Raw genomic sequence first — 22,368 nt, 5'->3', positions numbered from 1 at the left:
TCCACACCTCTCTGATATTTACTTAGTAAGCGCTTTCGATTTATTGAAAATGCTTTTTTAATCTTGCTAAAATACAATGCAAGTATCGTGCCAAGATTTTAAATAGTGAAATAATTATTCTATTCTTTAAAATTCAAAAGAAAAAGCCAAAACACTTTTGACATGTGTTTTGGCTTTTATTTGTAAGATGAGTAAATCACAACCCAAGCTTTTTTTTCTTACGGGCTAAGGTAGTCAGGTCAATTCCTAAAACATCAGCACAACGCTTCATAGGCTTATACTTTGATAGATAGAAAGATAGAACTTTTTTTTCATATTCATCCATTATGTCTTTAAGCTGAAGGTCAGGAGTTTCGTCTATCGGATCTTCAATTAGATTATCATCAGTATTACTATTTTTAGTATGAATATTAGCTTGAAGAAACGTCTCATTAACAAGGTTTCCATCAGATATAATCATGAGTCGTTCGACTAGATTCTTTAATTCTCGAATGTTTCCAGGCCAATCATAGGAGAGAAATAATTGAATTGTATTTGGCGAGAAAGATTTATTTATCCGGTGTTTTTCATTGAAAAGTTTTTGAAAATGTTCAATAAGGACAATGATATCATCGGGTCTTTCTCGAAGTGGAGGTATTGAAATGGACAGTACATTTAATCTAAAGTAAAGGTCCTGTCTAAATTGTTTTTCTTTAATCATTTTTTCTAAATCTGCATTTGTTGCAGCAATCACTCTAATATCTATTGGGATTTCTTTCGTTCCCCCAACTCTCTGGATTTTCATATCCTGCAATACCCCAAGTAATTTTACCTGGAGAGAAAGGGGCATTTCACCAATTTCATCTAAAAAAATAGTCCCTCCATTGGCTACTTCAAATAACCCTGCTTTCCCGCTTCGGTTAGCACCGGAAAATGCACCCGCTTCATATCCGAAAAGCTCCGATTCCAATAACTGCTCAGGAATGGCTCCACAGTTGATTTTTACGAAAGGCCCTTTATTGGTTCGGGTATCAATGGAATGGATGTAATTAGCTAATACATCTTTACCGACACCTGATTCTCCTAAGATTAAAATAGAGGTGTTCACTTTTGAAAATTTGTGAGCAAGGATAACAATTTTCTCCATTAATGCACTTTGATAGACTACTTGATTGCCATTTACCTTTGATAGTTGAACTTCCTGCAGGGTTTGTCGATAAGATTCGGAAAGGGCATATGTTTCATCCAACTGATTTTTTAATTTATTAAGTTCTGTTATATCTCTAATATTTTGAAAGGTGTAAATAAGTTTTCCTTCGTCATCAAAAATAGGTGTCGCGGATACTAAAGCTTCTACTCCAGTGGAGTATTTAACTGACTTTGTAGTGGTTACTCCCTTTGATATTGCTTCAATGGACGCGGAATCTTCCATCCAGCCATTTTTAACTAATTCTGAGGCTGTATAGTTATCTAACTGAGAGGGCAGTAAGCCTGACATTTGTAAAAAGGATTGGTTATACCAAATGGTTTGTCCTTTTGAATTGGTAATGGTAACACCATCAAAAGAACTGCCAATGAGTTTTCGTAATAAAAATTCTGGTTTATTTATTAAAAAATTCTCAAGATGTTCCATCTAAACCCTCCATTTCTAATATTTGTAAAAAAATATGGCATTTTTGCTATTATTATAGCAAAAACGCCAATGAAATAATGCAATATTTATTATTTTAACACTATTATAAATAATTTAGGATAAATCTTATATGCAAAATAGTGTATTTTTTAGTAAGATATTTTTAGTTTAATGAATAATCAGAAAAAACAAAAACATTTAATAGAGGGGAGAGATTTTAATTAATGATAACCAATAATAGTGAAACTCATTCTATATACGATGAGGAAAACGGAGTGATTATGGGTGCTCTGGCAAAGGGTACTGATTTAATGGACGGACTAAAGGAAGAATTTGGAAAGTATGATTTTTCTACGGGGATGGTTACTTGTATTGGTTCTGTTTCTCAAGCGGGATTTGTAACGCCATTTAAGAATGAAGATGGTACACCTCATTATAGTGAACCCAAATTAATTAAAGGGATATTTGAAATATTAAATGGAACCGGTTTCTTTTGTCAAAACGAGCAAGGAGAAATCGATTTACATATGCATGCCATGTACGTAAATGAAATGGGAACTATTTTTGGCGGACATACATTGCCTAATGAAAATCCAACCTTAATCACAATTGAGTTCATGATTCAAGTTGGAAAAAGCGTAGGAGCAATTCGAAGGTTTAATCCGAATCTTGGGTTTAGAACCATTCAATTTACTGATATAAAAAACAATAAAGAGGAGATATAGAGTATGTTAACAGGGAAAGTAGCGTTGGTAACTGGATCTGGAAGAGGGATAGGAAAAGCGATTGCTCTAATGCTGGCGAACAGGGGAACTGATATCGTTATAAATGACCTGAACATGGACAATGCGGTAAAAACGGTTGAGGAAATAAAGGAACTTGGCAGGAAAGCGATTGCTGTTAAAGCTGATGTAAGTAATGAAACTGAAGTAGAGGAAATGGTTAAAGAATGCATAAAACAATTTAGTAGGATTGACATTCTGGTTAATAATGCTGGACTCGCTTCTACGAAAACACTTCCTGAAACAACCGTGCAGGAATGGGATCGAATCATGGATATCAATTTAAAGGGAGTTTTCATATGCACAAAAGCCGTATATCCTTATATGGTGAATCAAAAGAGCGGGAAGATCATTAATATAGCCTCTGTAGCAGGAAAAAGAGGAGGAGGTTTGTTTGGAAAATCTGCTTATTCAGCATCAAAAGGCGGAGTAATAGCATTTACTAAAGCAGTTGCACGTGAAGCGGGAGTGTTTGGCATTAATGTTAATGCTGTGACACCTGGATTTACTGAAACAGAGATGGTTAAAGACATCAGCCAGGAGCAAAGGGTAAACTTAGTTAACTCGATTCCGCTTAAGAGACCAGGGAGTCCCGCTGATATTGCAAAAGCGGTTTGCTTCTTGGCATCAAGCGATTCAGACTATATTAGTGGTGAAATCATGGATGTTGATGGCGGAATCATGATGGACTAAAGAGAGTATTTTTCATTACAAAAAAGAATCCTTGCGAAAGGATTCTTTTTTTTTGTAATACGGTTTATTAAATTAGCCGTTCATTGTAAATTTGGAATCCGCTACGTTTGCTGGAATAGGTTTTTTAGCGAAATAATTGGATATCCATGCGCCGACAGAAAGATTTATGATCATATTTATGATTGGAGCAATTGCAGCAAGTTCACCGATAAATTCGAAGGCAAGGATTGCAGCTAATGCTGTATTGCAAAGCCCGACCTGAAATAAAACTCCTCTGGCGTCGGATTCATTAATGGATAATCTTTTTGCGATAAAATATCCAGCTATCATTGGAAAAACAACTTGTATGAAACTAGCAAAAAAAATAAGTGGAATCATGTTAATTTCACGTGCGATCACTTCTTTCCCATTTCCTACTAACGTGTGAATAATAAGCAGAAGTGAGAGTGAAGAACCTAGCTTCGTAATGCTCTTAGAATAGTTCGCAGATTTTGGATATAATCGTTGAATAGAAATTCCTGCTGCTAGCGGAATAACCACAATCATCATAAATGATTGAAGCAAGCTAAAAAATGAAATTGATACTTTATTTTCTGATATTCCTAGCATAGATAGTGGAGTAACAAACGGACTGATAGCGATATCAATTAAAGAGCTTGCAATCACAAGAGAAGTATTACCCCCAGCTAAAAACGTATACAATGTAGCCGCAGTAGCACTTGGAACCGTCCCCGATAATATGATACCCGCCATAATTTCTGGATGAGATGTAAAAAACAAATAAGCTAAAACAATTGATACGATGACAGTAATTGTCCATTTTAATAAAGCAGTAAAGAAAAGTTCTCTTTTTTTTGTTCGAATATCTTTAATGGCCGCTATATTCATAGAAACTCCAGTGAAAAAGATGACAATGCCTAATAGTAAGCTTGGAAGCCAAGTTGCCATCTTTATATGAATTGGAGAAATATAGGTTATGACCGCCGTTAAAAGAATTAACAACGGTAGTTTGTTTGATAGAGTATTACTTAAAAACGTCAACAATTCCATCCCTCTCTACATATCTACTTTTATATGAATATTAATTAACGATGATAGATTAGTCAATAAAACAATTTGAAATTTTCAAAAACTATTGACAATTTCTAAAAATTAAAATTATAATGAAAACGAAACTTTGGTTTCATTTTTTGAAACAAAGAAAGGGGGGCAGGTTTACGAATCATATGTTATGTTTATTGATTCAAGTTTAATAGTTTTGTGAGAAGACTTGTTACAATAATAAAGTCTTTTAAAGTAGCGGTGGTACAACTCGCTTAAATTTTTAACTGCTGCAAAATGGAAACGCATTCATTAGGGGGATGGAGTATGAAGAAAATTTTAGGCATTGGTTTTATCCTGTTTTTAATCGCATTCATTGTTGGATGTAGCAATGAAACAAGTGGGTCAAAGGACTCAGGTCAGAAAAAAATGCAGTTAAAGGTAAGTGTAACTACATCTGAACAGGATACTTGGGCGAAAGCGGTAAAGAAATGGAATGAAGATCTTCAAGAAAAAACAGATGGCCGTATTGAATTAAAGCTTTATGCTAATGAATCACTTTCAAATGGTAACTCTCCGAAAGGATTAGAAGCTGTTCAAAATGGTTCTACTGATATTTCCATTCATTCAATGATTATTTACAACGTACTTGATAAAAAGTTTGCGACACCATCTCTACCATGGTTACTACCAACTTATGAGAAGGCACAAGCTGCTATGGATGGTGAAGGTGGAAAGGAATTAATGGACTTAATTCGAACAAAAGGTATTGAACCACTGGCTTATGGTGAAAGTGGTTACCGTCAAATTACAAATAGCAAGCATGCAATCAAAACTCCTAAAGATTTAGAAGGATTAAAAGTTAGAACTCCAGCTATGGAAATGATGTTAGATACATATAAAGGATTTGGCGGGGATCCAACGGTTATGAATTTTTCTGAAGTGTTCACTTCACTGCAACAGGGCGTAATTGATGGACAAGAAAATCCACTTCCAATCATTTTGAATGCAAAATTGAATGAAGTTCAAAAGCATTTAACTATTTGGAATTACATGTATGATCCACTTGTTTTTGGAATGAATAAAAAACTTTACGACGGTTTAGATGAAGAAACACGAAAAATCCTTACAGAAACGGCTCAAGACGCTGCAAAATATCAAATTGAATTAAATAGAAAAGAAAATGATAAAATTCTTGCGGAACTAGAAAAGCTAGGAATGGAAATTACCGAGTTGACTCCAAAGCAAATTGAAGATTTCCAAGTAAAAGTAGAACCTACTATTAAGAAATATGAAGAAATTGTTGGTAAAGACTTACTAGATAAATTTAGAAACTAATGAATTTGGTAAAAGGGAAACTTCCCTTTTACCAAAGTTCTTTAATCTCATATTCAAAGAGAAAAAGATCGAATTTACTAGATATTATTTTCACATCAGAATAGGAGGAGAGTCATTGCGGAAATTAGTGAAGTTAGAGGAATGGATCCTTATCATTCTAATGGCATTTATCAGTACGATTACGTTCGCAAATGTTATTTCTAGATATTTACTTAAAGCCTCGTTTTCGTTCACGGAAGAGTTAACAACAAATCTCTTTGCTTTTATTATTTTTATCGGTGCTGCCTTGCTCGCAAGAGAAAATGGGCATTTAGGCTTTGCTTTAATTACAGATTTACTCCCGAAGAAAATCCAAAATATTGTGACGTTCATTGTAGGTTGCTTAACGACTGTATTTTTTGCGGTTCTATTATGGTATGGAATAGAAATGGTGATGCAGCAGTATGAGTTTAAACAAACGACACCAGCTATGGGACTGCCAGAGTGGATCATGGGAGTATCTGTCCCTCTTGGTGCTTTATTATGTCTCTATCGATTTTGGGAAGGGTATATAATCATCATGAAAAGCAATAATGGCGAGGGGATGACAAAATGAGTTTAACAGCAATTGTTTTATTGGGTCTCTTTTTTCTTTTTCTTTTTTTAAACCTGCCGATTGCGATCTCTTTAGGATTATCGACAGCTTTGACATTGCTTTTCTTCGATCTTCCTATCCAATCATTACCATCAACAATATTTTCATCTTTTACCAAATTTACACTTTTAGCCATTCCCTTCTTCTTCTTAGCGGGTCTTATTCTAGAAAAAGCAGGTATATCTAGAAGATTGATTCATCTTGCTCAAACGCTTACAGGGCATTATACGGGTGGACTGGCTATCGTTTCTGTTATCGCAGCAACTTTTTTTGCTGCAATCTCGGGTTCAGGGCCTGCCACTATGGCTGCAGTTGGTTCAATTATCATCCCAGCTATGGTCAAAGCCGGTTATCGAAAGGATATGTCAGGTGGTTTACTTGCGACAGCTGGCGGAATTGGAATTATTATTCCACCAAGTATAGCCTATATTGTCTACGGTGTTGTCGCAGAAGTATCAATAGGTGAATTGTTTATAGCGGGTATCATCCCAGGTATTTTAATGGCAGTAGTTTTAGCAATTACAAGTTATTTTATCTCTAAGAAAGAGAAGATTCCAACTTTACCGAAAGCAAGCAAGCAAGAAATATGGGTTGCTTTTAAAGAGGCGTTGTGGGGGTTATTAGTACCTGTCATTATTCTTGGTGGAATTTATTCTGGTCTTTTTACTCCGACTGAATCAGCTGTCGTTGCTGTGTTTTATGGATTATTTGTAGGGTTATTTATCTATAAAGAGATAAAGATAAAAGATCTTCCTAGCATATTACTTGAATCTGCAAAGACCACTGCAATGATCATGCTTATTGTTGCATCTGCATCTGCATTTGCTTGGTTAATTACTGTAGAGGGAATTGCAGAGGAGCTAGCAAATGGATTAATGAGCATTGCCTCTGACAAGATTACTCTTCTTTTAATGATTACGATTATTCTTTTGATTGCAGGTATGTTTGTAGACGCGATTTCAGCTTTCTATATTTTCTTACCAATCTTTATGCCGATTGTCATCAGTATGGGGATTGATCCCGTTCATTTTGGTATTTTGATGACGATGAATCTAGCGATTGGTCTAGTAACACCGCCAGTTGGTTTGGATCTATATGTTGCTTGCGGGTTGACGGGGCTTTCATTAAAAGAAATATCCATTGGTGTAATTCCATTTGTTCTAGTAGCAATCGTCGTACTATTACTAGTTACATATATTCCAGCGATTAGCTTGTGGCTGCCAGAAGTACTGAACATGCGGTAGCAGTAAATGAGAAGTGATAAGCAAATTAAAAACATAGTTTCTTGAAATGCAGCAACGGTCATTTCCAAATGGCCGTTTGCATTAATCTTAGGTATCGAAAATTGTAATCATCAGGGGTGATTAATCATAAATCAAAATCTCAAGACTGTCGAAAAAGTAATGCGTTTACTCGAGGACATAGCGGATAGACCAAAGAAGTTTGCAGAACTTATTGATTCTATGGACAGTAACAAAGCAACGATACATCGCTTTGTGACCACTTTGGAGAATCTTGGATATATCCAAAAAAATGAGCAAGATTGTTATCAAATCACACAAAAAGTACATTCCTTAGGAATGAAGGGTTTTTTTCAGTCTCATCTGATTGAAATTATTAAGCCCTATTTAAAAGACTTAGCAAATGAGATAAATGAGAGCACGTTTATTTCATCATATTCTAATGACAGAGTTTATTATTTAGAGAAAATTGAAAGCCCCTCTACACTTAGAATAGTAGTGAACCCAGGCGAAAGTGCACCATTATATTGCACTGCAAGTGGAAAACTTTACTTAGCCCATTTAACCGAAGATGAGTTAGAGGCATACTTTGAAAGACAGCAGTTAAGGGCTATTACAGAAAACACAATCTTAAGCAAAGAAAAATTAAAAAGTGAATTAGCAATAATTAGACATCAAGGTTATGCCATAGACAATGAGGAGTGGCAACAGTATTTACGAGGAGTTGCTTTCCCCATCTATAATTACATGAACCAGATTATAGGATCCTTAAGTATTGCTGGGGTGTCCTATCGTTTTACAGAGGATAAAATCACATCAGTTGTTCCAAAAGCTTTTGATCTTACGAAGAAAATAACGAATCTTTTTGGAAATGCAGAAAAAGGATAACGATTTATGAAGAAATGAAAAGTACTCTTTTCTTTTTTTATGTAAACGCTATCTCCGTTTTTAAGAATAATTTATATAAGTGATACCACAATTCATTTAGGTGATCAAAGGGAGGCGGACTAATGCAGACGATTGCACATTTAGCTAAAAATGTTTTTAAAAGATATCCAGAAAAAATAGCAGTGAAGGATAAGAACAGGAATTTTTCCTATAGTGAACTACAAAAACGTGTATATCAATTATATACGGCACTAAAACAAGCAGGGCTTGAGAAAGGTGACCGTATCGGCATTATTATGTCAAACCGGGTCGAACATATGGAATTAGATTTGGCGGCAGCAATTGGTGGATTCATAAAGGTTCCTATAAACTATCGTCTTCATCCTAAAGAAGTAGAGTATATTTTGGGAGATGTCGAAGCAAAGGTCTTGATCGGTGAAGAAGAGCATTTGAGTCCTATTCAGACCACCAGTCATAAAATTAAAATAGGTAAAGAATATGAAGAATGGGTAACTTCTCAGGAAGCCATAGAACCAGAAATCCTGACGGGGGAAGATGACCTTTTTGCGATTATGTATACATCTGGTACAACCGGTAAACCAAAAGGAGTCATGCTAACCCACAGAAACATCCTTTCTAGTGTTCTATCACTTGCACTCGTATGTGAAATCACTTCCGATGATGTTGTGGGGCATGTTGCTCCGTTAACACATGGCAGCAACTTTTTATCTCATGTGTCTTGGCTGTTTGGATTAACACAAGTAATATTTGATAAATTCGATCCAGAAGAATTCTTAAATGATGTTGAAAAAGAAAAGGTTTCATTCATTTTCATGGTTCCAACAATGGTTAACTTAATGATTCAGAATCCAGACTTTGATGCCAGTAAGCTTAAGAATATCAAATCAATCAATATGGCGGGCTCTCTAATTGCCGCAAGTAAATTGAAACAGGCAATTGAAAAAGCTGGCCCAATCTTCATTGAAACATATGGTCAAACAGAGGCTCCAATGACGATTACAGTAATGCCGCGCCATGAGCTGGCTAATCGGTTGGAGTCTTGTGGTGCTGTTGGTCCTTTTGTTGAAATGAAAATCGTAGATGACAACGGATCTGAAGTTCCAAAAGGGGAAATTGGCGAAATTATTTGTAAAGGCCCACTTGTAATGAAAGGCTACTGGAGAAATGAGAAAGCCACAAATGAAACACTTAAAAATGGCTGGCTTCATACAGGTGATTTAGGCTGGATAGATAAAAATGGCTATTTACATATTGTTGATAGAAAGAAAGATGTCATTATAAGCGGCGGCTTAAACATTTACCCGCGTGAAATTGAAGAAGTGTTAAATAAGCATGATGGTATTAAGGAAACGTGCGTAATCGGCAAACCTAGTGAAAAATGGGATGAAGCCGTTGTTGCCTACTGTGTCCTAAATGAAGGAGCAACCGTTGATCCTGAGGAGTTACTAGAGCTTTGTAAAAATCATCTAGCTAGCTTTAAAAAACCAAAAGAAATACACATTGTAGAAACACTTCCTAAAAGCAGTTACGGGAAAATTCTAAAACGCGAAATGAAGCAATTAGATGGGAGTGCAGCTAAATGAATAAGGTAAAAGTTGCAGGTATTGGTATCACTCCATTCGGAAAACACGAAGGTGTTTCACTAAAGACTTTATTGATGGATGCAAGTCTGAAGGCATTAAAAGAAGCCAACTTCCCTAGAATTGATGCTGTTTATGTTGGGAACTTCATGTCAGGACAATTGGGAAGTCAAGAGATTTTAGGTGCGCTTGTTGCGAATGATCTCGGTTTGGGTCCTGTTCCAACCGCAAAAGTTGAGGGTGCTTGTGCTTCAGGAGGAATTGCTTTCCGTCAAGCGTATTCAATGATTAAGAGTGGAGAGTATGAACATGTGTTAGTAGCTGGAGTAGAAAAAATGAAGGATTCATCAACTGAAGTTACGACAAGAGCAATCAATGCAGCAATGGATAATGATTCAAATGAAAAGCATGCTGGACTAACCTTCCCAGGATTCTTTGGAACGGTTGCTAATCGTTATTTTTATGAAACAGGTGCTTCTAAAAAGCATTTAGCGTTGGTTGCTTTAAAGAATAGGGAATATGCCTTAAGCAATCCTATTTCGCAATTTAAAAAACCAACAACAATGGAAGAAATTATGTCTGCTAGGATGATCACGGAGCCTTTGGGACTATTTGACTGTTCGCCAACTACTGATGGAGCTTGCGCCATTGTCCTTTCTAAAGGAGAAGACGGGGTCATTATAAGAGCATCTGCACAAGCCTCTGGTACAACACAAATGCAGGAGTGTGCTGATCTATTAAGCTTGCCTGCAATTGGAGAGTCTGCAAGAAAGGCTTATGAAATAGCTGGCTTAGGTCCGAATGATATTGATGTTGTAGAGCTGCATGATTGTTTCTCAATGACGGAAATAATGGCTATTGAAGAGCTTGGTCTCTTCGAGAAAGGGAAGGGCTGGGAAGCGATACAACAAGAACTGACGAAGCATGGCGGAAAGGTACCAGTAAATACAAGCGGAGGTCTTCTTTCAAAAGGGCATCCAATCGGTGCCACTGGATTAGCACAAATCTATCAAATTGTATCCCAGCTTCGCGGGACCAGCTGTAACCAAGTGGATGGAGCACGAATTGGTTTAGCTCAAAACCTTGGTGGGACAGGTGCATACTCTACGGTTCATATTTTCGAAGGGGTGAATCAATGATGACAAATGTGCAGGTCTATGAATGCTGTCAATGTGAAAAACAGTTCGTTCAGAAGAAATGGGTATGTCCTAGCTGTAAAAATATCGAGTTTCAATTGAAGAAAGTAAATGGGGAAGGAAAAGTATTTTCATTTACAAGAATTCACATTTCTTCTCATGAATTCACCCATTTAACTCCATATACAGTTGCATTAATCGAACTGTCAAATGGCTTACGAGTGACGGGAAGATCATCTGAATCATTAAAGATTAATGATGAAGTTACATGTATTTCAAATGAAGATAATACCTATGTTTTTGCAAAAAAGTGAATCATAGGATCCTGTATGGAATTTAATGGGAATTCAAAAAACATGTGGAGGTGCAGCAATTGGGTAATCAAACCGGAGGTGTTATGATGGTAAACCGCCGTTCTCAGTCTGTGTATGATAAAAAAAGAGGCACTATTATTGGGTGCTTAGCACCAGGTGAGGACTTAATTAAAGGGATAAAGAAAGTTTGCCAAGAGCATCAAGTAACCGCAGGTACGATGAACTGTATTGGTTCTTTGTCTCATGTGTCTATCATTCAATTAAATTATGAAGATGATCAGATGTTTTATTCTCATCCTATACATTGGAATACACCTGTTGAATTGCTATCAGGACATGGCGTTATTGGTCATGATGAAAAAGGTGAATTGGATATTCATTTTCATGGGGTCTTTATAGACCACCGTAAAACGATAAATGGCGGACATTTTTTAGAAGGCACCAATACTGTTGCCATCACAATTGAATATACCATCTATGTAGTAGATGAGGCTCAACCTATTAGAGAATTTGATGAATCAACCGGATTTAGGTTGTTCAATTTCCATAACAAAGGTGACATCCAATAAATAAAGGATATTTTAACTCTATGAGAATCTAGATTTTAGTCAATAAAATTGGAAAAGAGGGAGTTTGTGAGCGGTACAATGAAATGCGTTGTAAAAACGAAGCCGGGTCCGAACAATCTTGAATTATGTGAAAGGCCTATACCTCAGCCAGGTCCTGGTGAAGTGCTTATCAAGGTACATTTGGCTGCAATTTGTGGTACCGATGTACATATTAAAGATTGGGATCCATTTGCTGCAGCAAGGTTAAATCCTCCAGTAATCATTGGTCATGAATTCTGTGGTGAAATTATTAATGTAGGAAATAGTGTAGATCCTACGAGAATTGGTAAGCTTGTATCTGCAGAAAGTCATGTTATCTGTGGTCATTGCGCTATGTGTAAAGCTGGACTTGCAAATGTGTGTCTTAACACCACTTGTATAGGTTTGCATTTTGATGGAGCTTTTGCTGAATATGTCGTGATACCAGATGAAAACGCGATTGTTTGTGATTCGAATCTTCCTGAGGAAGTTAATGCAATTCTAGAGCCATTAGGTGTTGCAGTCCATGCCGCATCAAAGTGTGAACTTGCCGGAAAAACAGTTGCCGTAGTTGGGTGTGGTCCAATCGGTCTTATGGCTGTTGCAGTGGCACGAAAAATGGGTGCGGGAAAAATAATCGCTGTTGAAACCAATGAATATCGTTTGGATACCGCTATAAAGATGGGGGCAAGTGTTGCTGTGAATCCCCTTAAAGAGGATACCATCACGAATGTTAGAAATGCGACAGATGGTTTAGGGCCTGAAGTTATCCTTGAGTTTTCTGGAAGTAAGCATGCAATAATCGACCAAACAAAATACATCAGAAAAGGTGGATCTATTGTTGTTGCCGGTCTGCCTTCCGGTGCAATTGGTCTGAACTTTGAGGATATATTCTACAGTGGAGTAAATATGCTTGGTATTTCCGGCAGAGAACTCTATCGAACATGGAATATTATGCAGGGACTTTTGGATGCTGGACTGGATGTTAGGGAATGTATCAGTGATGTATTGCCTCTTGAGGAATTTGAAAAGGGATTTGATTTAATAAAATCAGGCAAGGCATTGAAAGTTCTTCTTAAGCCATAACGAGATTTTGTGAGATAAATTGATGTGCGTAAAGATGAAAAGGAATAGAAGAGCCCTGATAATGAGTTGTTATCAGGGCTCTACTTTGTAAGTGCCGTTTATTTAAGAGGAATCCAAATCTCAGAATAATAATCCGGACTGGACGGATTTTCATTTGAATAGACTTCCAGGTCTGGTGTCCCTGCATGCTGATAATGACTGGATGGAAACCATTCCGAGATGATTTGTTTCCAAGTATTTTGCATAGCATCCGGCATAGGGCCGTGGACTTCAAATACTCCCCACTTAGAAGCGGGTATCTCAAGTTCCATAAGACCCTCTGGTGTCTCACCTGTATGGTCGGTGCCAATCCAGTAATCCATTAATGGAGAGCCAGAATTTCGTTTATCGACACATACCCCAAGGACACCTTCAATCTGACCATTATTCAAATCAAACAATAAGTCGTTAGTACCATCAACATGGACATCATCCCACATTTTAGGAATCCCCGCTAAGTTCTCTCCATTCTCACAGGAAAACTCCCGCTTTACACCGACAACCTTAAAACGCTCTTTTTCTACAATTTTGTAATTCATTGGTTCTGCTCCTTTCAAATTCACCTGAATGGTCAGGCGGTTATAAGATTTCAGCTTTCCTGTAAAATTACGAGCTTGACTGGGTGTGATACCATGCTGCTTGCGGAAAGCTTTTGAAAAAGATTCAGGAGTGTCGTAGCCATATTTTAGGGCGACATCAATAATTTTGCTTTCAGTCGAAGAAAGCTCTTGTGCTGCCAGTGTTAGACGCCTGCGACGAAGATATTCACCGACTGTGATATCTGTTAATACTGAAAAAATACGCTGAAAGTGGAACTCTGACACATTCGCTTGCTTCGCTATCCTTTCGATTGTAATATCATCAAGTAAATGATTCTCCATATAATCTATTGCGTTCTGTAATGATTCTACCCATCCCATATGTCTCACTCATTATGTAAATAGTAACAACTGCTCCATTCAAAAACCTGTCATTTTCTGCTCTATTTTAACAGATGTCGTCTAATCACCTTTTAATAAATTCGTTAGTAATGATAAGTTATTGCAATATTTGTTAAAAATTCTTTGCTATTCAAACATTGTCAATCTTCCTTTATGTATTACTTATTGGTAGTGCTTCCTAAAAATGTAAGTGTCAAGATGGTTAATAAGTATCTTTAAAAGCTTGTACTACAAGGATAAAGAGTATAAAAGGGTATAAATAATATATTATTAGAGTTTTCGGTTGTAAAATCCTTCCTGAAATATTACAAAAATCGTATGATACGATGAACGTGTGAAAAACGGCAAATGAATCTAGGAGGGTTTTTGACTATGAATAAAAAGGTCCTTTTAACGATGGCGGCTGCAGCTGCAGTGGTGATGGCCAATCCAACATTAAATAAAGCAGAAGCTGCTATGAATACACCTGTAGTGCAGGAAAAGGTCTATGTGTACCAAGGAAAAAATATAAATAAGATTAATAGCATAATAGAAAAATATCTTGCTGGTATTGGTTTCACAATGCCTGAAAAGCAGCCAGTCCAGGCACAACCACAACAGCCAGCACCAACAAAGCAGCCTTCTCGGACAACGGCTCCACAACCTGAGCAGCAACAGCCTGTGACAGAAACACAACCTGCTGCAACAACACAAACTACAAGCGCATTAAGTGCTTATGAGCAAAAGGTGGTGGACCTTACCAATCAAGAACGTGCCAAAAATGGTTTACCTGCGCTTAAAGTTGATTTAACACTTAGCAAAATGGCCCATGAAAAGTCACGTGATATGTCTGCAAATGGCTACTTTAGCCATACAAGCCCAACATACGGTTCTCCATTTGACATGATGAAACAGTACGGTATTTCGTATCGTTATGCCGGTGAGAATATTGCCATGGGGCAGCGCACTCCTGAAGAAGTGGTCAAAGGGTGGATGAATAGTGAAGGACACCGAAAAAACATCCTTAGTCCGAACTTCAACTATATTGGTGTTGGTTATGTCCCACAAGGAAATTATTGGACGCAGGAGTTTATTGGTAAATAAGTCGCTTACTGAAAAGAGTTTATAATTGAATGGCTTGGGGATTAACTTCCCTCAGGCCTTTTTTGTGTTAGTTGAACTCAATAGGCTTCCTTTATTTGTAAGACAGGAGGTTTATTTCCACAATTGCAAAAATTATCCCAACTTTTGATTTAATTTCCATCCTTTAGTCCTGAACCGAATCGCATAGTTTCCTCTTTACATCTAGTTGTGGAAAAGAGTAACAGTCTATAAGTCACTAAATATTATCCCAATATGAGCTGAAAGGAATTAGGCTTATGATAGTAGGGAAGCCATTTCCGAATAATATTAATACCCCCGGAGTATTATCCTTAAGGGGACACCGTTTGTGCAATAGGAAGAGGATCTAAATCCAAGAAACAGAATATTAAAGAATAGGAGTTTAATTATGCGCTATTATTTGTGCTCGAAATGTATGCAGTATGCAGAGGATATTTCGGGTGAATGGGTAAATGGTGAATTTTACTGTGTGGATTGTGCTCCGCATGATTACAAAGTTGATGAAGGCGAAAAGTAGAAAATAGACGGATGGGTTTGTTTTCTCAGAGAATATATTAGACAAAATATGCGAAAGTATTTTTAAATAATCGTTTAATTAAAATATCGTTCTGCCTATCTAACATAGTATTTTCACTTATTTCCTAGAAAATTTTTTGTCGATTAGCATCTTTACTATTTCCTATTTATCTACAAACAAACAAAACCTTAAAATTTATTTTTCCAATAATCGACTTAAATCTTTGAATAATTATGGGGAAATCTCATTATATAAATCCATTTAATTTCTTTTCATAATTAAATGTCGAAATACGTAAAGTAAATAACAATAAATCGACATGTCCCTGTAATTCCTTTGAAACAACCCTCTGGTAACCTATCATTAAAATGCTGATTTTGATTAGGAGACCATGAAATGAGAAGGAAAAAAAGAAGAAGGCTCAAATGGCGAAATATAATAGGTTTGTTATTATTTATTATGCTGATTGCTGGCGGCCTTTACGGATTTACAGTCTATAATTCTTTTAATAAAGCAGTAGCAACTATGCATGAACCGCTCGAAGACCAACAAAGTAAAGAGAAGCAGCCTGAAGCATTAAAAAAGAAAGAACCGTTTTCTGTTTTAATGCTTGGTGTTGATGAGCGTGAAGGGGATAGTGGACGTTCTGATACGATGATTGTGTTATCAGTGAACCCAAACAATAATTCTGTCAAAATGCTGAGTATCCCAAGGGATACAATGACAGAGATTGTCGGTAGGGGGAAAGAAGATAAAATCAACCACGCCTACGCCTTTGGCGGTGTTCCTATGGCGGTAGATACGGTGGAGCACTTCCTTGATATTCCCATCGATTATTACGTGAAAATTAATATGGAAGGCTTTAAGGATATCGTTGATACCGTGGGCGGAATTGATGTCGAGAATGATCTTGCTTTTAATGTAGAAAAAATTAAATTTCCCGTTGGTCAGATTCATCTGAATGGTGAGGAGGCACTAGCTTTTATCCGAATGCGATACGATGATCCGAATGGAGACTTTGGCCGTCAGGAACGCCAACGCCAGGTGATTCAAGCCGTAATCAAAGAGGGTGCAAGCATTTCAAGCTTATCCAAAGCACCAGATCTCTTTCAAGCAATTGGCAGTAATGTCAAAACGAATCTAACCTTTAAGGAAATGGTTAACATTCAAAAGAATTATAAAGGTGCTGGAAAAAATATTGAGCAGCTGACCATTCAATCAGACGGAAAATTGATTGATAATATCTATTATGGAATTGTGACAATTGCAGAACAACGGCGCATACAGGATGAATTGAAATCCCAATTAGAAATGAATAGTGATAGCTGATTTTATAAGCAATAAAAGGACTGGCGATATCATCCCCAGTCCTTTTATAGTTCTATCCATAATAGTTAACTCTCCAAAAGAAGGTTTTTATTATCCGAAATAGAAATAGTTTAAATACTTTTTAAATGGAGATGAAAGATATGTATATACCAAAACACTTTACTATTAGTAATGCTGAAGTCATCTATGACATTATTGAAAAAAATAGCTTTGCAACTTTGTTTTCGCAGCATAACGGTGAACCTTACGCCACTCATCTGCCACTTCTTTTGAATAAAGAAGAAGGTTTTTTATATGGCCATTTTTCCAGGCAGAACCAGCAGTGGAGTGATAGTGTGGGTCAGAATGTTCTTGTTATTTTTCAAGGCCCTCATTGCTATATTTCACCATCCTGGTATGAGACCAACCAAGCTGTACCAACTTGGAATTATGTTGCTGTTCACGTTTATGGAGAGTTGGAGATTGTCGAGGATGAGAAGGAATTATTCGAATCATTGGTAGACATGGTAGATAAATATGAAAAACCAGATAGTTCCTATCAATTAGAGAATGTTGATGAAAATTTTATTATGGGCATGAGTAAGGGGATTGTCGGTTTTAAGATCAATATTAAAAAGATTGAAGGGAAAGCCAAATTAAGTCAAAATCATCCAACAGCAAGGCAAGAACTAATTATTAAGGAATTAGAAAAAAGTACAGATCAAAATGATATACATATCGCACAACTGATGAAGAGAAATATTAAAAATAGTAAGGGTTGACCGTGTGTTCTGTTTTTCGCTTAGCATAATTTAACTAATAAATGGAAAAGCTACCATCATAAAAAATACAGTTTGGTGGGATTTTCTACTATGAAAGTATTTGAACTAATCCAAGATATTTTTCAACCCTTTATGGATGGCGAAAAGAGACCTTTAAATGTGATGGAGGTTTCAAATCTATGGTTTTTTCTATTAGGTACTGAAACGACCATGCGTAATGAAGAAATCGGCATCAATACTGCTCAAGATCCGGAATTAAAACAACTGTTAAAAGATATAAAGGAAACCGTTCATATTCCGATTAGAGATGAGCTTAAAGAGTTTCTTATGAAAGAAGGGGTCCCCTTTCCTCAAACGACACCTGAAAAACCGGTTGGTGATTTTAAGGCTATACCCGAGGGTGCTAGATTAAATGATGAAGAATTAGCTAATTTAATGTCCTATAATCTTGCCATGGGGGTAAATTATGCTTCAAAAGGGCTTACTGAATCAATTCGGGCCGATGTTGGTTTAATTTTTTCAAAAATTATGCTGAGGAAAACAGCAGCTGGTTTAACTGTAAAACAGTATTTAGATCGCCATGAGTGGCTTCGTATTCCTCCTTATTACAAAGCATAGATTGTTAACGTATTTTTAAGTCGCAGAATGTATCTGCGGCTTTTATATTTGGCTGTGTTAATGGTTATTGTTGATTTTATTAATTTTAAGAATTTAAAAATAGACGGAGGTATTCCGCTAAATTAATAATTTTCAGTAAAAAGAGCCCAAATAAACGGAGAGATTCTGCCTATTGGCTTGAAAATTTAAAAAATGAGAGGTTTTGCTTTACATAACCGGAAACCCTCCGCTTAGCCATTCCCAAAAAGGCTCCGTTCTGCATTTATCCGGAAATTCTCCGCTTATTTTACTTAGACTTTTTTCTGGAGCGCCAATCAACAGCATTATATAACACAGCCTTTTATTTAAAGTAAAAAGGCTTAAGCAGTACCGTCATTGCTAGCAAAATAATTTAACTTTTCCCTACTAATGTAAATATTGATAAAATAATAGATAGAGTTGAAAGTGGGGGTTATGATGTGCATACTCAGCGTTTCAGGTTTAAATTAAGCACGGTCATCATTTTCTTCGTTTGTTTAGTGGTACTTGTATCATTAATGATTACAGATTTATTGATTAGTAATACGGTAAGTGAAAATATACAAAAACATCAGGAAGAGAAGGCGAGGATGGTTTCAAGGTCTATTGCAACCTCGCATATTGTTATCGAAGCGTTGGAGGACGGACGCAAGACAAATGAGATTCAGGATTATACGAAAGACATTCAAGCTGCTACCGATATGATGTTTATAGTGGTTATGGATATGAATGGGATACGCAAGTCGCACCCGAATCCAAATCAAATCGGGAAGCATTTTGTAGGCGGGGATGAAAAGGAAGCACTCAAAGGGAGAGAGTATGTGTCAAGCTCCAATGGGACCTTAGGTAAATCCTTAAGAGCCTTTACACCCATCTACAATGTGATTGGTGAGCAGATTGGTGTGGCTGCAGTCGGGATTGCATTGGAAAGTGTAGAAGCCGCTCTAGGGAAAAGCCATCGGAGTATTCTTACGGTTACCATATTAGGTTTACTTGTAGGTATCATTGGTGCTGTTTTACTAGCGAGGTATATTAAAAGAATCCTATTTGGTCTTGAGCCTTTTGCGATCGCCCAAATTTTTGTGGAACGGAGTACCATGCTTCAATCTGTACATGAGGGGATCATTGCGGTTGATAATGAACAAACCATTACACTAGTTAATCGATCAGCAAGACAAATTTTTAAAAAGGCGGGGCTTTCGAAGGACCCAGTTGGAATGAAGGTCCATGAGTTTCTGCAGTCAACCAGACTAGATCAAGTTTTGGAAAAGGGAAAACCTGAACTGGATGAGGAACAAATTATTAACGGAGTTTCCATTCTAGTGAATCGAGTTCCACTTATTGTAAATGGCGAGGTGGTTGGGGCCATATCAACCTTCAGGGATAAGACCGATGTTAATCAATTGGCCGAGCAATTAACGGGTGTAAAAACCTATGCGGAAGCACTCCGTGCCCAGTCCCATGAATTTATGAATCGTCTGCATGTAATTCTAGGGATGGTGCAAATGAAATGTTACGATGAATTATCTGATTATATTCGAGCGATAGTCGGCCACCACAACCAAGAGCTTGGAAACATGGCACAAACTATTAAAGACCCTGCATTAGCTGGTTTTCTTATGGGGAAATTAAGTTATGCGAGGGAAGAACGTGTGGAGTTTAACATTGAAGTTCTTTCGGTCATCCCAGAGCCGGCGATCCCTAAAATGACCCATGAGCTAATCACCATTCTTGGTAATTTAATAGATAATGCGATAGAGGCTATGGCAGATTCTATCGATAAAACACTAGATGTTACCCTACAGTATTCGGGAAAGTTTTTAACAATGGAGGTAATGGATTCAGGACCCGGAATTCCTAATGAGATTCAAAGGAACGTACTTGAAAAAGGGTATTCCACAAAAGGGGAAAATCGTGGTTATGGCCTTTATCTCGTGACAAAAAGCATTGAAAACTTAGGCGGAGAAATGACCATTGATTCTAAATCGCTGCTTGGAACAGAGATTCATATAACCATTCCATATGAGGTTAAGGGGGAAAATCATGATTAAGGTTCTGATAGTCGAAGATGATCCAATGGTAGCCGAATTTAACAAACGCTATCTTAAAGAGATAAGTGGATTTAGTTTAGCTGGCATTGTTCATAACGTGAAGGACGCCCAAGAGTTTCTAGAAAAAGAACAGGTTGACCTCCTTTTACTTGATGTCTATATGCCCGGTATGAATGGGCTCGAACTGCTTCAATCTATCAGGGAGAGTAAGATAGCGGTCGATGTCATTCTCATCACAGCGGCAGCAGATACAGAAAAAGTTCAAAAAGCCTTAAGGCTTGGAGTGGCAGATTATTTAATCAAACCATTTGAGTTTGAGCGGTTTAGTCAGGCAATGGAGAAATATAAAAATAAATCTGCCATATTTGAAGAAAAACAAGTACTTAAGCAGGAAGATTTAGATGAAAGAATTCTTCATGGTGAAAAGAGGCCGTCTGGGGAATTAACACAGACTTTGCCTAAAGGATTAACTCCTAGTACGCTGCAGAATATTATTAATGTGATTAAATCAAAGGACGGAACCCTTTTTTCAACGGACGATATTGCAGAAAGTACATATATTTCCAGAGTATCTGTACGAAAATATTTGAAATATCTAACCCAGATAGGAATTCTTGAAGAGTCGTTAACCTACGGAATTGGCAGACCGGTTTATTTTTACACATTGAAAAAGGACAAATTAAATCAAGTATCTATGTATCTATAAAAAAAGTGGCAATCGCCACTTTTTTTATTAGGAATAGAGGGTTACACCAACCAAACCTGAAAGTAGTAAAACATACACTGGATTCCAACGGAGTTTTAATAAAGCAAATAGGGATAGTCCAAAGATGATGACTAAGCTAATCGAACGGAAGGATAGATTGATGGAAACTAGGTTATTGGCTAATGCAAATTTAATCCCAGCAAAGATAATTAAACTCGTTACTAAAGGTTTTAAGCCATAAAACATTTTCTCAACCACTGGGTTATGGTGCAGCCTTACAAAAAAACCGGCAACACAAATTACCAAGATTAACGAAGGAAGTAAAATAGCGAAAGTAGATACAAACGCACCCCTTATGCCTGCTGCTGTATATCCAATAAGAATGGCACTATTGGCAGCAATAGGTCCTGGAGACATTCCGGCAATTGCAATAATATTCGTCAACTGTTCAGAAGACATCCATCCATATTTTGTTATCGCTGATTCAATAATAGGAATCATCGCATAACCACCGCCAAATGAGACAAATCCCATTATAAAAAAGGTTTGAAAAAGCTGCAGCAACACCATTCCGTTCACCACCTTATTCTAAATACCCGCACCCATGTAATATTCAGGGTCATTAGCTGGGTCTTCTTCTTTACTATTCTTCATTTCAATCATATAGCCTAATTTCGTCTTAATGGAAACAATGATGTATCCCGTAATAGCTCCAAGAAGGATGGCAACAATGGGATGGATAAAAAACAATGCTGGTACACCAGCGGCCATTATAAAGAATGTGGTCTTATCAAATATAGCTGTTTTTGCTATTTTAATAGCGGCATACACAATGATCGCTACAATCGTAACGCGGATGGATACAAAGGCTGCTTCTAGCTTTGGGTTATCATCGATGTAAAAATAGGAGATGCCTAAAGAGAGTACAATTAAAAAGGTTGGAAGCGAAACGCCAATCATAGCGGCAAAAGCTCCTCTAATCCCGCCAATTTTATGCCCGATAAAGGTTGCTGAATTCACGGCCACCGCACCTGGAACTGTTTGAGATAAGGCAATGACATCCGTAATCTCTTCTGTTGTTAACCATTTTCTCTTTTCTACAATCTCTTTTATGATTAAGGGAATCATCGCAAATCCCCCGCCAAACGTAACAGGGCTAATCTTAAAAAACGTCCAAAAAATCTGAACTACCAACTTCCATTCAACAGTCATAAAAATCCTTCTCTCCACAAAAACTAAAAAAAGCGTGCTTTCTATGTATATTGCACCATATATAAAGGTACCAAAAGAAAGAAGATGGGTAAATGGCAACAAATGTAATTTGGTGATAGTAA

At 37.0% G+C, this 22,368-nt stretch carries 23 protein-coding genes; 18 read left to right on the top strand and 5 right to left on the bottom strand.

Translation table 11 applies throughout. The features are described from left to right. Nucleotides 1-196: 196 nt before the first annotated feature. Nucleotides 197-1,612, bottom strand: a complete 1,416-nt coding sequence (locus ACN6MT_RS00345; RefSeq protein WP_419954346.1) for a sigma-54 interaction domain-containing protein — start codon at nucleotides 1,610-1,612, stop codon at nucleotides 197-199. A gap of 224 nt (nucleotides 1,613-1,836) precedes the next feature. On the opposite strand from ACN6MT_RS00345, the gene ACN6MT_RS00340 reads away from it, so the two are divergent. Both ACN6MT_RS00340 and ACN6MT_RS00335 read left to right on the top strand, forming a co-directional pair. Next, nucleotides 1,837-2,337, top strand: a complete 501-nt coding sequence (locus tag ACN6MT_RS00340; protein ID WP_419954345.1) for a PCC domain-containing protein — start codon at nucleotides 1,837-1,839, stop codon at nucleotides 2,335-2,337. A gap of 3 nt (nucleotides 2,338-2,340) precedes the next feature. Next, nucleotides 2,341-3,087, top strand: a complete 747-nt coding sequence (locus tag ACN6MT_RS00335) for an SDR family NAD(P)-dependent oxidoreductase (RefSeq protein WP_419954344.1) — start codon at nucleotides 2,341-2,343, stop codon at nucleotides 3,085-3,087. A 72-nt stretch (nucleotides 3,088-3,159) separates the two neighbouring features. Here ACN6MT_RS00335 and ACN6MT_RS00330 read toward each other — a convergent pair whose 3' ends face one another. Beyond that, nucleotides 3,160-4,137, bottom strand: coding sequence for a bile acid:sodium symporter family protein (locus ACN6MT_RS00330; protein ID WP_419954343.1), 978 nt, complete (start codon nucleotides 4,135-4,137; stop codon nucleotides 3,160-3,162). Nucleotides 4,138-4,455: 318 nt separating this feature from the next. Between ACN6MT_RS00330 and ACN6MT_RS00325 the strand changes: the two genes are divergently transcribed. The 9 genes from ACN6MT_RS00325 to tdh all read left to right on the top strand — a co-directional run bounded on the left by ACN6MT_RS00325 (nucleotide 4,456) and on the right by tdh (nucleotide 12,953). After that, complete coding sequence (locus tag ACN6MT_RS00325) at nucleotides 4,456-5,466, top strand: DctP family TRAP transporter solute-binding subunit (RefSeq protein WP_419954342.1); 1,011 nt, start codon at nucleotides 4,456-4,458, stop codon at nucleotides 5,464-5,466. Nucleotides 5,467-5,581: 115 nt separating this feature from the next. Further along, nucleotides 5,582-6,061, top strand: coding sequence for a TRAP transporter small permease (locus tag ACN6MT_RS00320; RefSeq protein WP_419954341.1), 480 nt, complete (start codon nucleotides 5,582-5,584; stop codon nucleotides 6,059-6,061). Beyond that, nucleotides 6,058-7,344 (top strand): TRAP transporter large permease, encoded by a 1,287-nt coding sequence (locus ACN6MT_RS00315; protein ID WP_419954340.1) that lies wholly within the window; start codon nucleotides 6,058-6,060, stop codon nucleotides 7,342-7,344. The genes ACN6MT_RS00320 and ACN6MT_RS00315 overlap by 4 nt, the downstream gene beginning before the upstream one ends. A gap of 159 nt (nucleotides 7,345-7,503) precedes the next feature. Continuing rightward, nucleotides 7,504-8,229, top strand: coding sequence for an IclR family transcriptional regulator (locus ACN6MT_RS00310; RefSeq protein ID WP_419954339.1), 726 nt, complete (start codon nucleotides 7,504-7,506; stop codon nucleotides 8,227-8,229). Between the two features lie 122 nt (nucleotides 8,230-8,351). Further along, a complete protein-coding gene (locus ACN6MT_RS00305) occupies nucleotides 8,352-9,833 on the top strand; it encodes a class I adenylate-forming enzyme family protein (protein WP_419954338.1) in 1,482 nt (493 codons plus the stop codon). Next, on the top strand, nucleotides 9,830-10,969 hold the full coding sequence (locus ACN6MT_RS00300; RefSeq protein WP_419954337.1) for a thiolase C-terminal domain-containing protein: 1,140 nt from the start codon (nucleotides 9,830-9,832) through the stop codon (nucleotides 10,967-10,969). The genes ACN6MT_RS00305 and ACN6MT_RS00300 overlap by 4 nt, the downstream gene beginning before the upstream one ends. Next, nucleotides 10,966-11,280 (top strand): Zn-ribbon domain-containing OB-fold protein, encoded by a 315-nt coding sequence (locus ACN6MT_RS00295; RefSeq protein WP_419954336.1) that lies wholly within the window; start codon nucleotides 10,966-10,968, stop codon nucleotides 11,278-11,280. Before ACN6MT_RS00300 ends, ACN6MT_RS00295 begins: the two co-directional genes overlap by 4 nt. Nucleotides 11,281-11,339: 59 nt before the next feature. Beyond that, nucleotides 11,340-11,849 carry a PPC domain-containing DNA-binding protein gene (locus ACN6MT_RS00290; protein WP_419954335.1) on the top strand — a complete coding sequence of 170 codons (510 nt, stop codon included), beginning with the start codon at nucleotides 11,340-11,342 and terminating at the stop codon, nucleotides 11,847-11,849. Nucleotides 11,850-11,915: 66 nt separating this feature from the next. After that, nucleotides 11,916-12,953, top strand: a complete 1,038-nt coding sequence (tdh, locus tag ACN6MT_RS00285) for an L-threonine 3-dehydrogenase (protein WP_419954334.1) — start codon at nucleotides 11,916-11,918, stop codon at nucleotides 12,951-12,953. Between the two features lie 98 nt (nucleotides 12,954-13,051). Here tdh and ACN6MT_RS00280 read toward each other — a convergent pair whose 3' ends face one another. After that, nucleotides 13,052-13,912 (bottom strand): AraC family transcriptional regulator, encoded by an 861-nt coding sequence (locus ACN6MT_RS00280; protein ID WP_419954333.1) that lies wholly within the window; start codon nucleotides 13,910-13,912, stop codon nucleotides 13,052-13,054. Nucleotides 13,913-14,305: 393 nt separating this feature from the next. On the opposite strand from ACN6MT_RS00280, the gene ACN6MT_RS00275 reads away from it, so the two are divergent. The 7 genes from ACN6MT_RS00275 (at nucleotide 14,306) to ACN6MT_RS00245 (ending at nucleotide 21,034) form a co-directional block, all read left to right on the top strand. Further along, nucleotides 14,306-15,016 carry a CAP domain-containing protein gene (locus ACN6MT_RS00275; protein WP_419954332.1) on the top strand — a complete coding sequence of 237 codons (711 nt, stop codon included), beginning with the start codon at nucleotides 14,306-14,308 and terminating at the stop codon, nucleotides 15,014-15,016. Between the two features lie 406 nt (nucleotides 15,017-15,422). Further along, nucleotides 15,423-15,551 (top strand): hypothetical protein, encoded by a 129-nt coding sequence (locus ACN6MT_RS00270; protein WP_419954331.1) that lies wholly within the window; start codon nucleotides 15,423-15,425, stop codon nucleotides 15,549-15,551. 396 nt (nucleotides 15,552-15,947) lie between these two features. Then, nucleotides 15,948-16,880 carry a LytR family transcriptional regulator gene (locus ACN6MT_RS00265; RefSeq protein ID WP_419954330.1) on the top strand — a complete coding sequence of 311 codons (933 nt, stop codon included), beginning with the start codon at nucleotides 15,948-15,950 and terminating at the stop codon, nucleotides 16,878-16,880. 140 nt (nucleotides 16,881-17,020) lie between these two features. Further along, the gene (locus tag ACN6MT_RS00260) at nucleotides 17,021-17,641 is read left to right on the top strand and encodes an FMN-binding negative transcriptional regulator (RefSeq protein WP_419954329.1); all 621 of its coding nucleotides are present in this window, start codon (nucleotides 17,021-17,023) and stop codon (nucleotides 17,639-17,641) included. Between the two features lie 90 nt (nucleotides 17,642-17,731). After that, nucleotides 17,732-18,259 carry a DUF3231 family protein gene (locus ACN6MT_RS00255; protein ID WP_419954328.1) on the top strand — a complete coding sequence of 176 codons (528 nt, stop codon included), beginning with the start codon at nucleotides 17,732-17,734 and terminating at the stop codon, nucleotides 18,257-18,259. Nucleotides 18,260-18,795: 536 nt separating this feature from the next. Continuing rightward, nucleotides 18,796-20,328, top strand: a complete 1,533-nt coding sequence (dcuS, locus tag ACN6MT_RS00250) for a DcuS/MalK family sensor histidine kinase (protein ID WP_419956353.1) — start codon at nucleotides 18,796-18,798, stop codon at nucleotides 20,326-20,328. After that, nucleotides 20,321-21,034 carry a response regulator gene (locus tag ACN6MT_RS00245; protein WP_419954327.1) on the top strand — a complete coding sequence of 238 codons (714 nt, stop codon included), beginning with the start codon at nucleotides 20,321-20,323 and terminating at the stop codon, nucleotides 21,032-21,034. The genes dcuS and ACN6MT_RS00245 overlap by 8 nt, the downstream gene beginning before the upstream one ends. 27 nt (nucleotides 21,035-21,061) lie before the next feature. On the opposite strand, the gene ACN6MT_RS00240 is transcribed toward ACN6MT_RS00245, so the two are convergent. Beyond that, entirely contained in the window at nucleotides 21,062-21,604 is a 543-nt protein-coding gene (locus ACN6MT_RS00240; RefSeq protein WP_419954326.1) for a chromate transporter, read from the bottom strand. An 18-nt stretch (nucleotides 21,605-21,622) separates the two neighbouring features. After that, entirely contained in the window at nucleotides 21,623-22,246 is a 624-nt protein-coding gene (locus ACN6MT_RS00235; RefSeq protein ID WP_419954325.1) for a chromate transporter, read from the bottom strand. Nucleotides 22,247-22,368: the final 122 nt, after the last annotated feature.

This window comes from Neobacillus niacini, from assembly GCF_048572935.1.
Lineage (GTDB): Bacteria > Bacillota > Bacilli > Bacillales > Cytobacillaceae > Neobacillus > Neobacillus niacini.
This window is presented reverse-complemented; position numbering and strand designations above follow the sequence as displayed.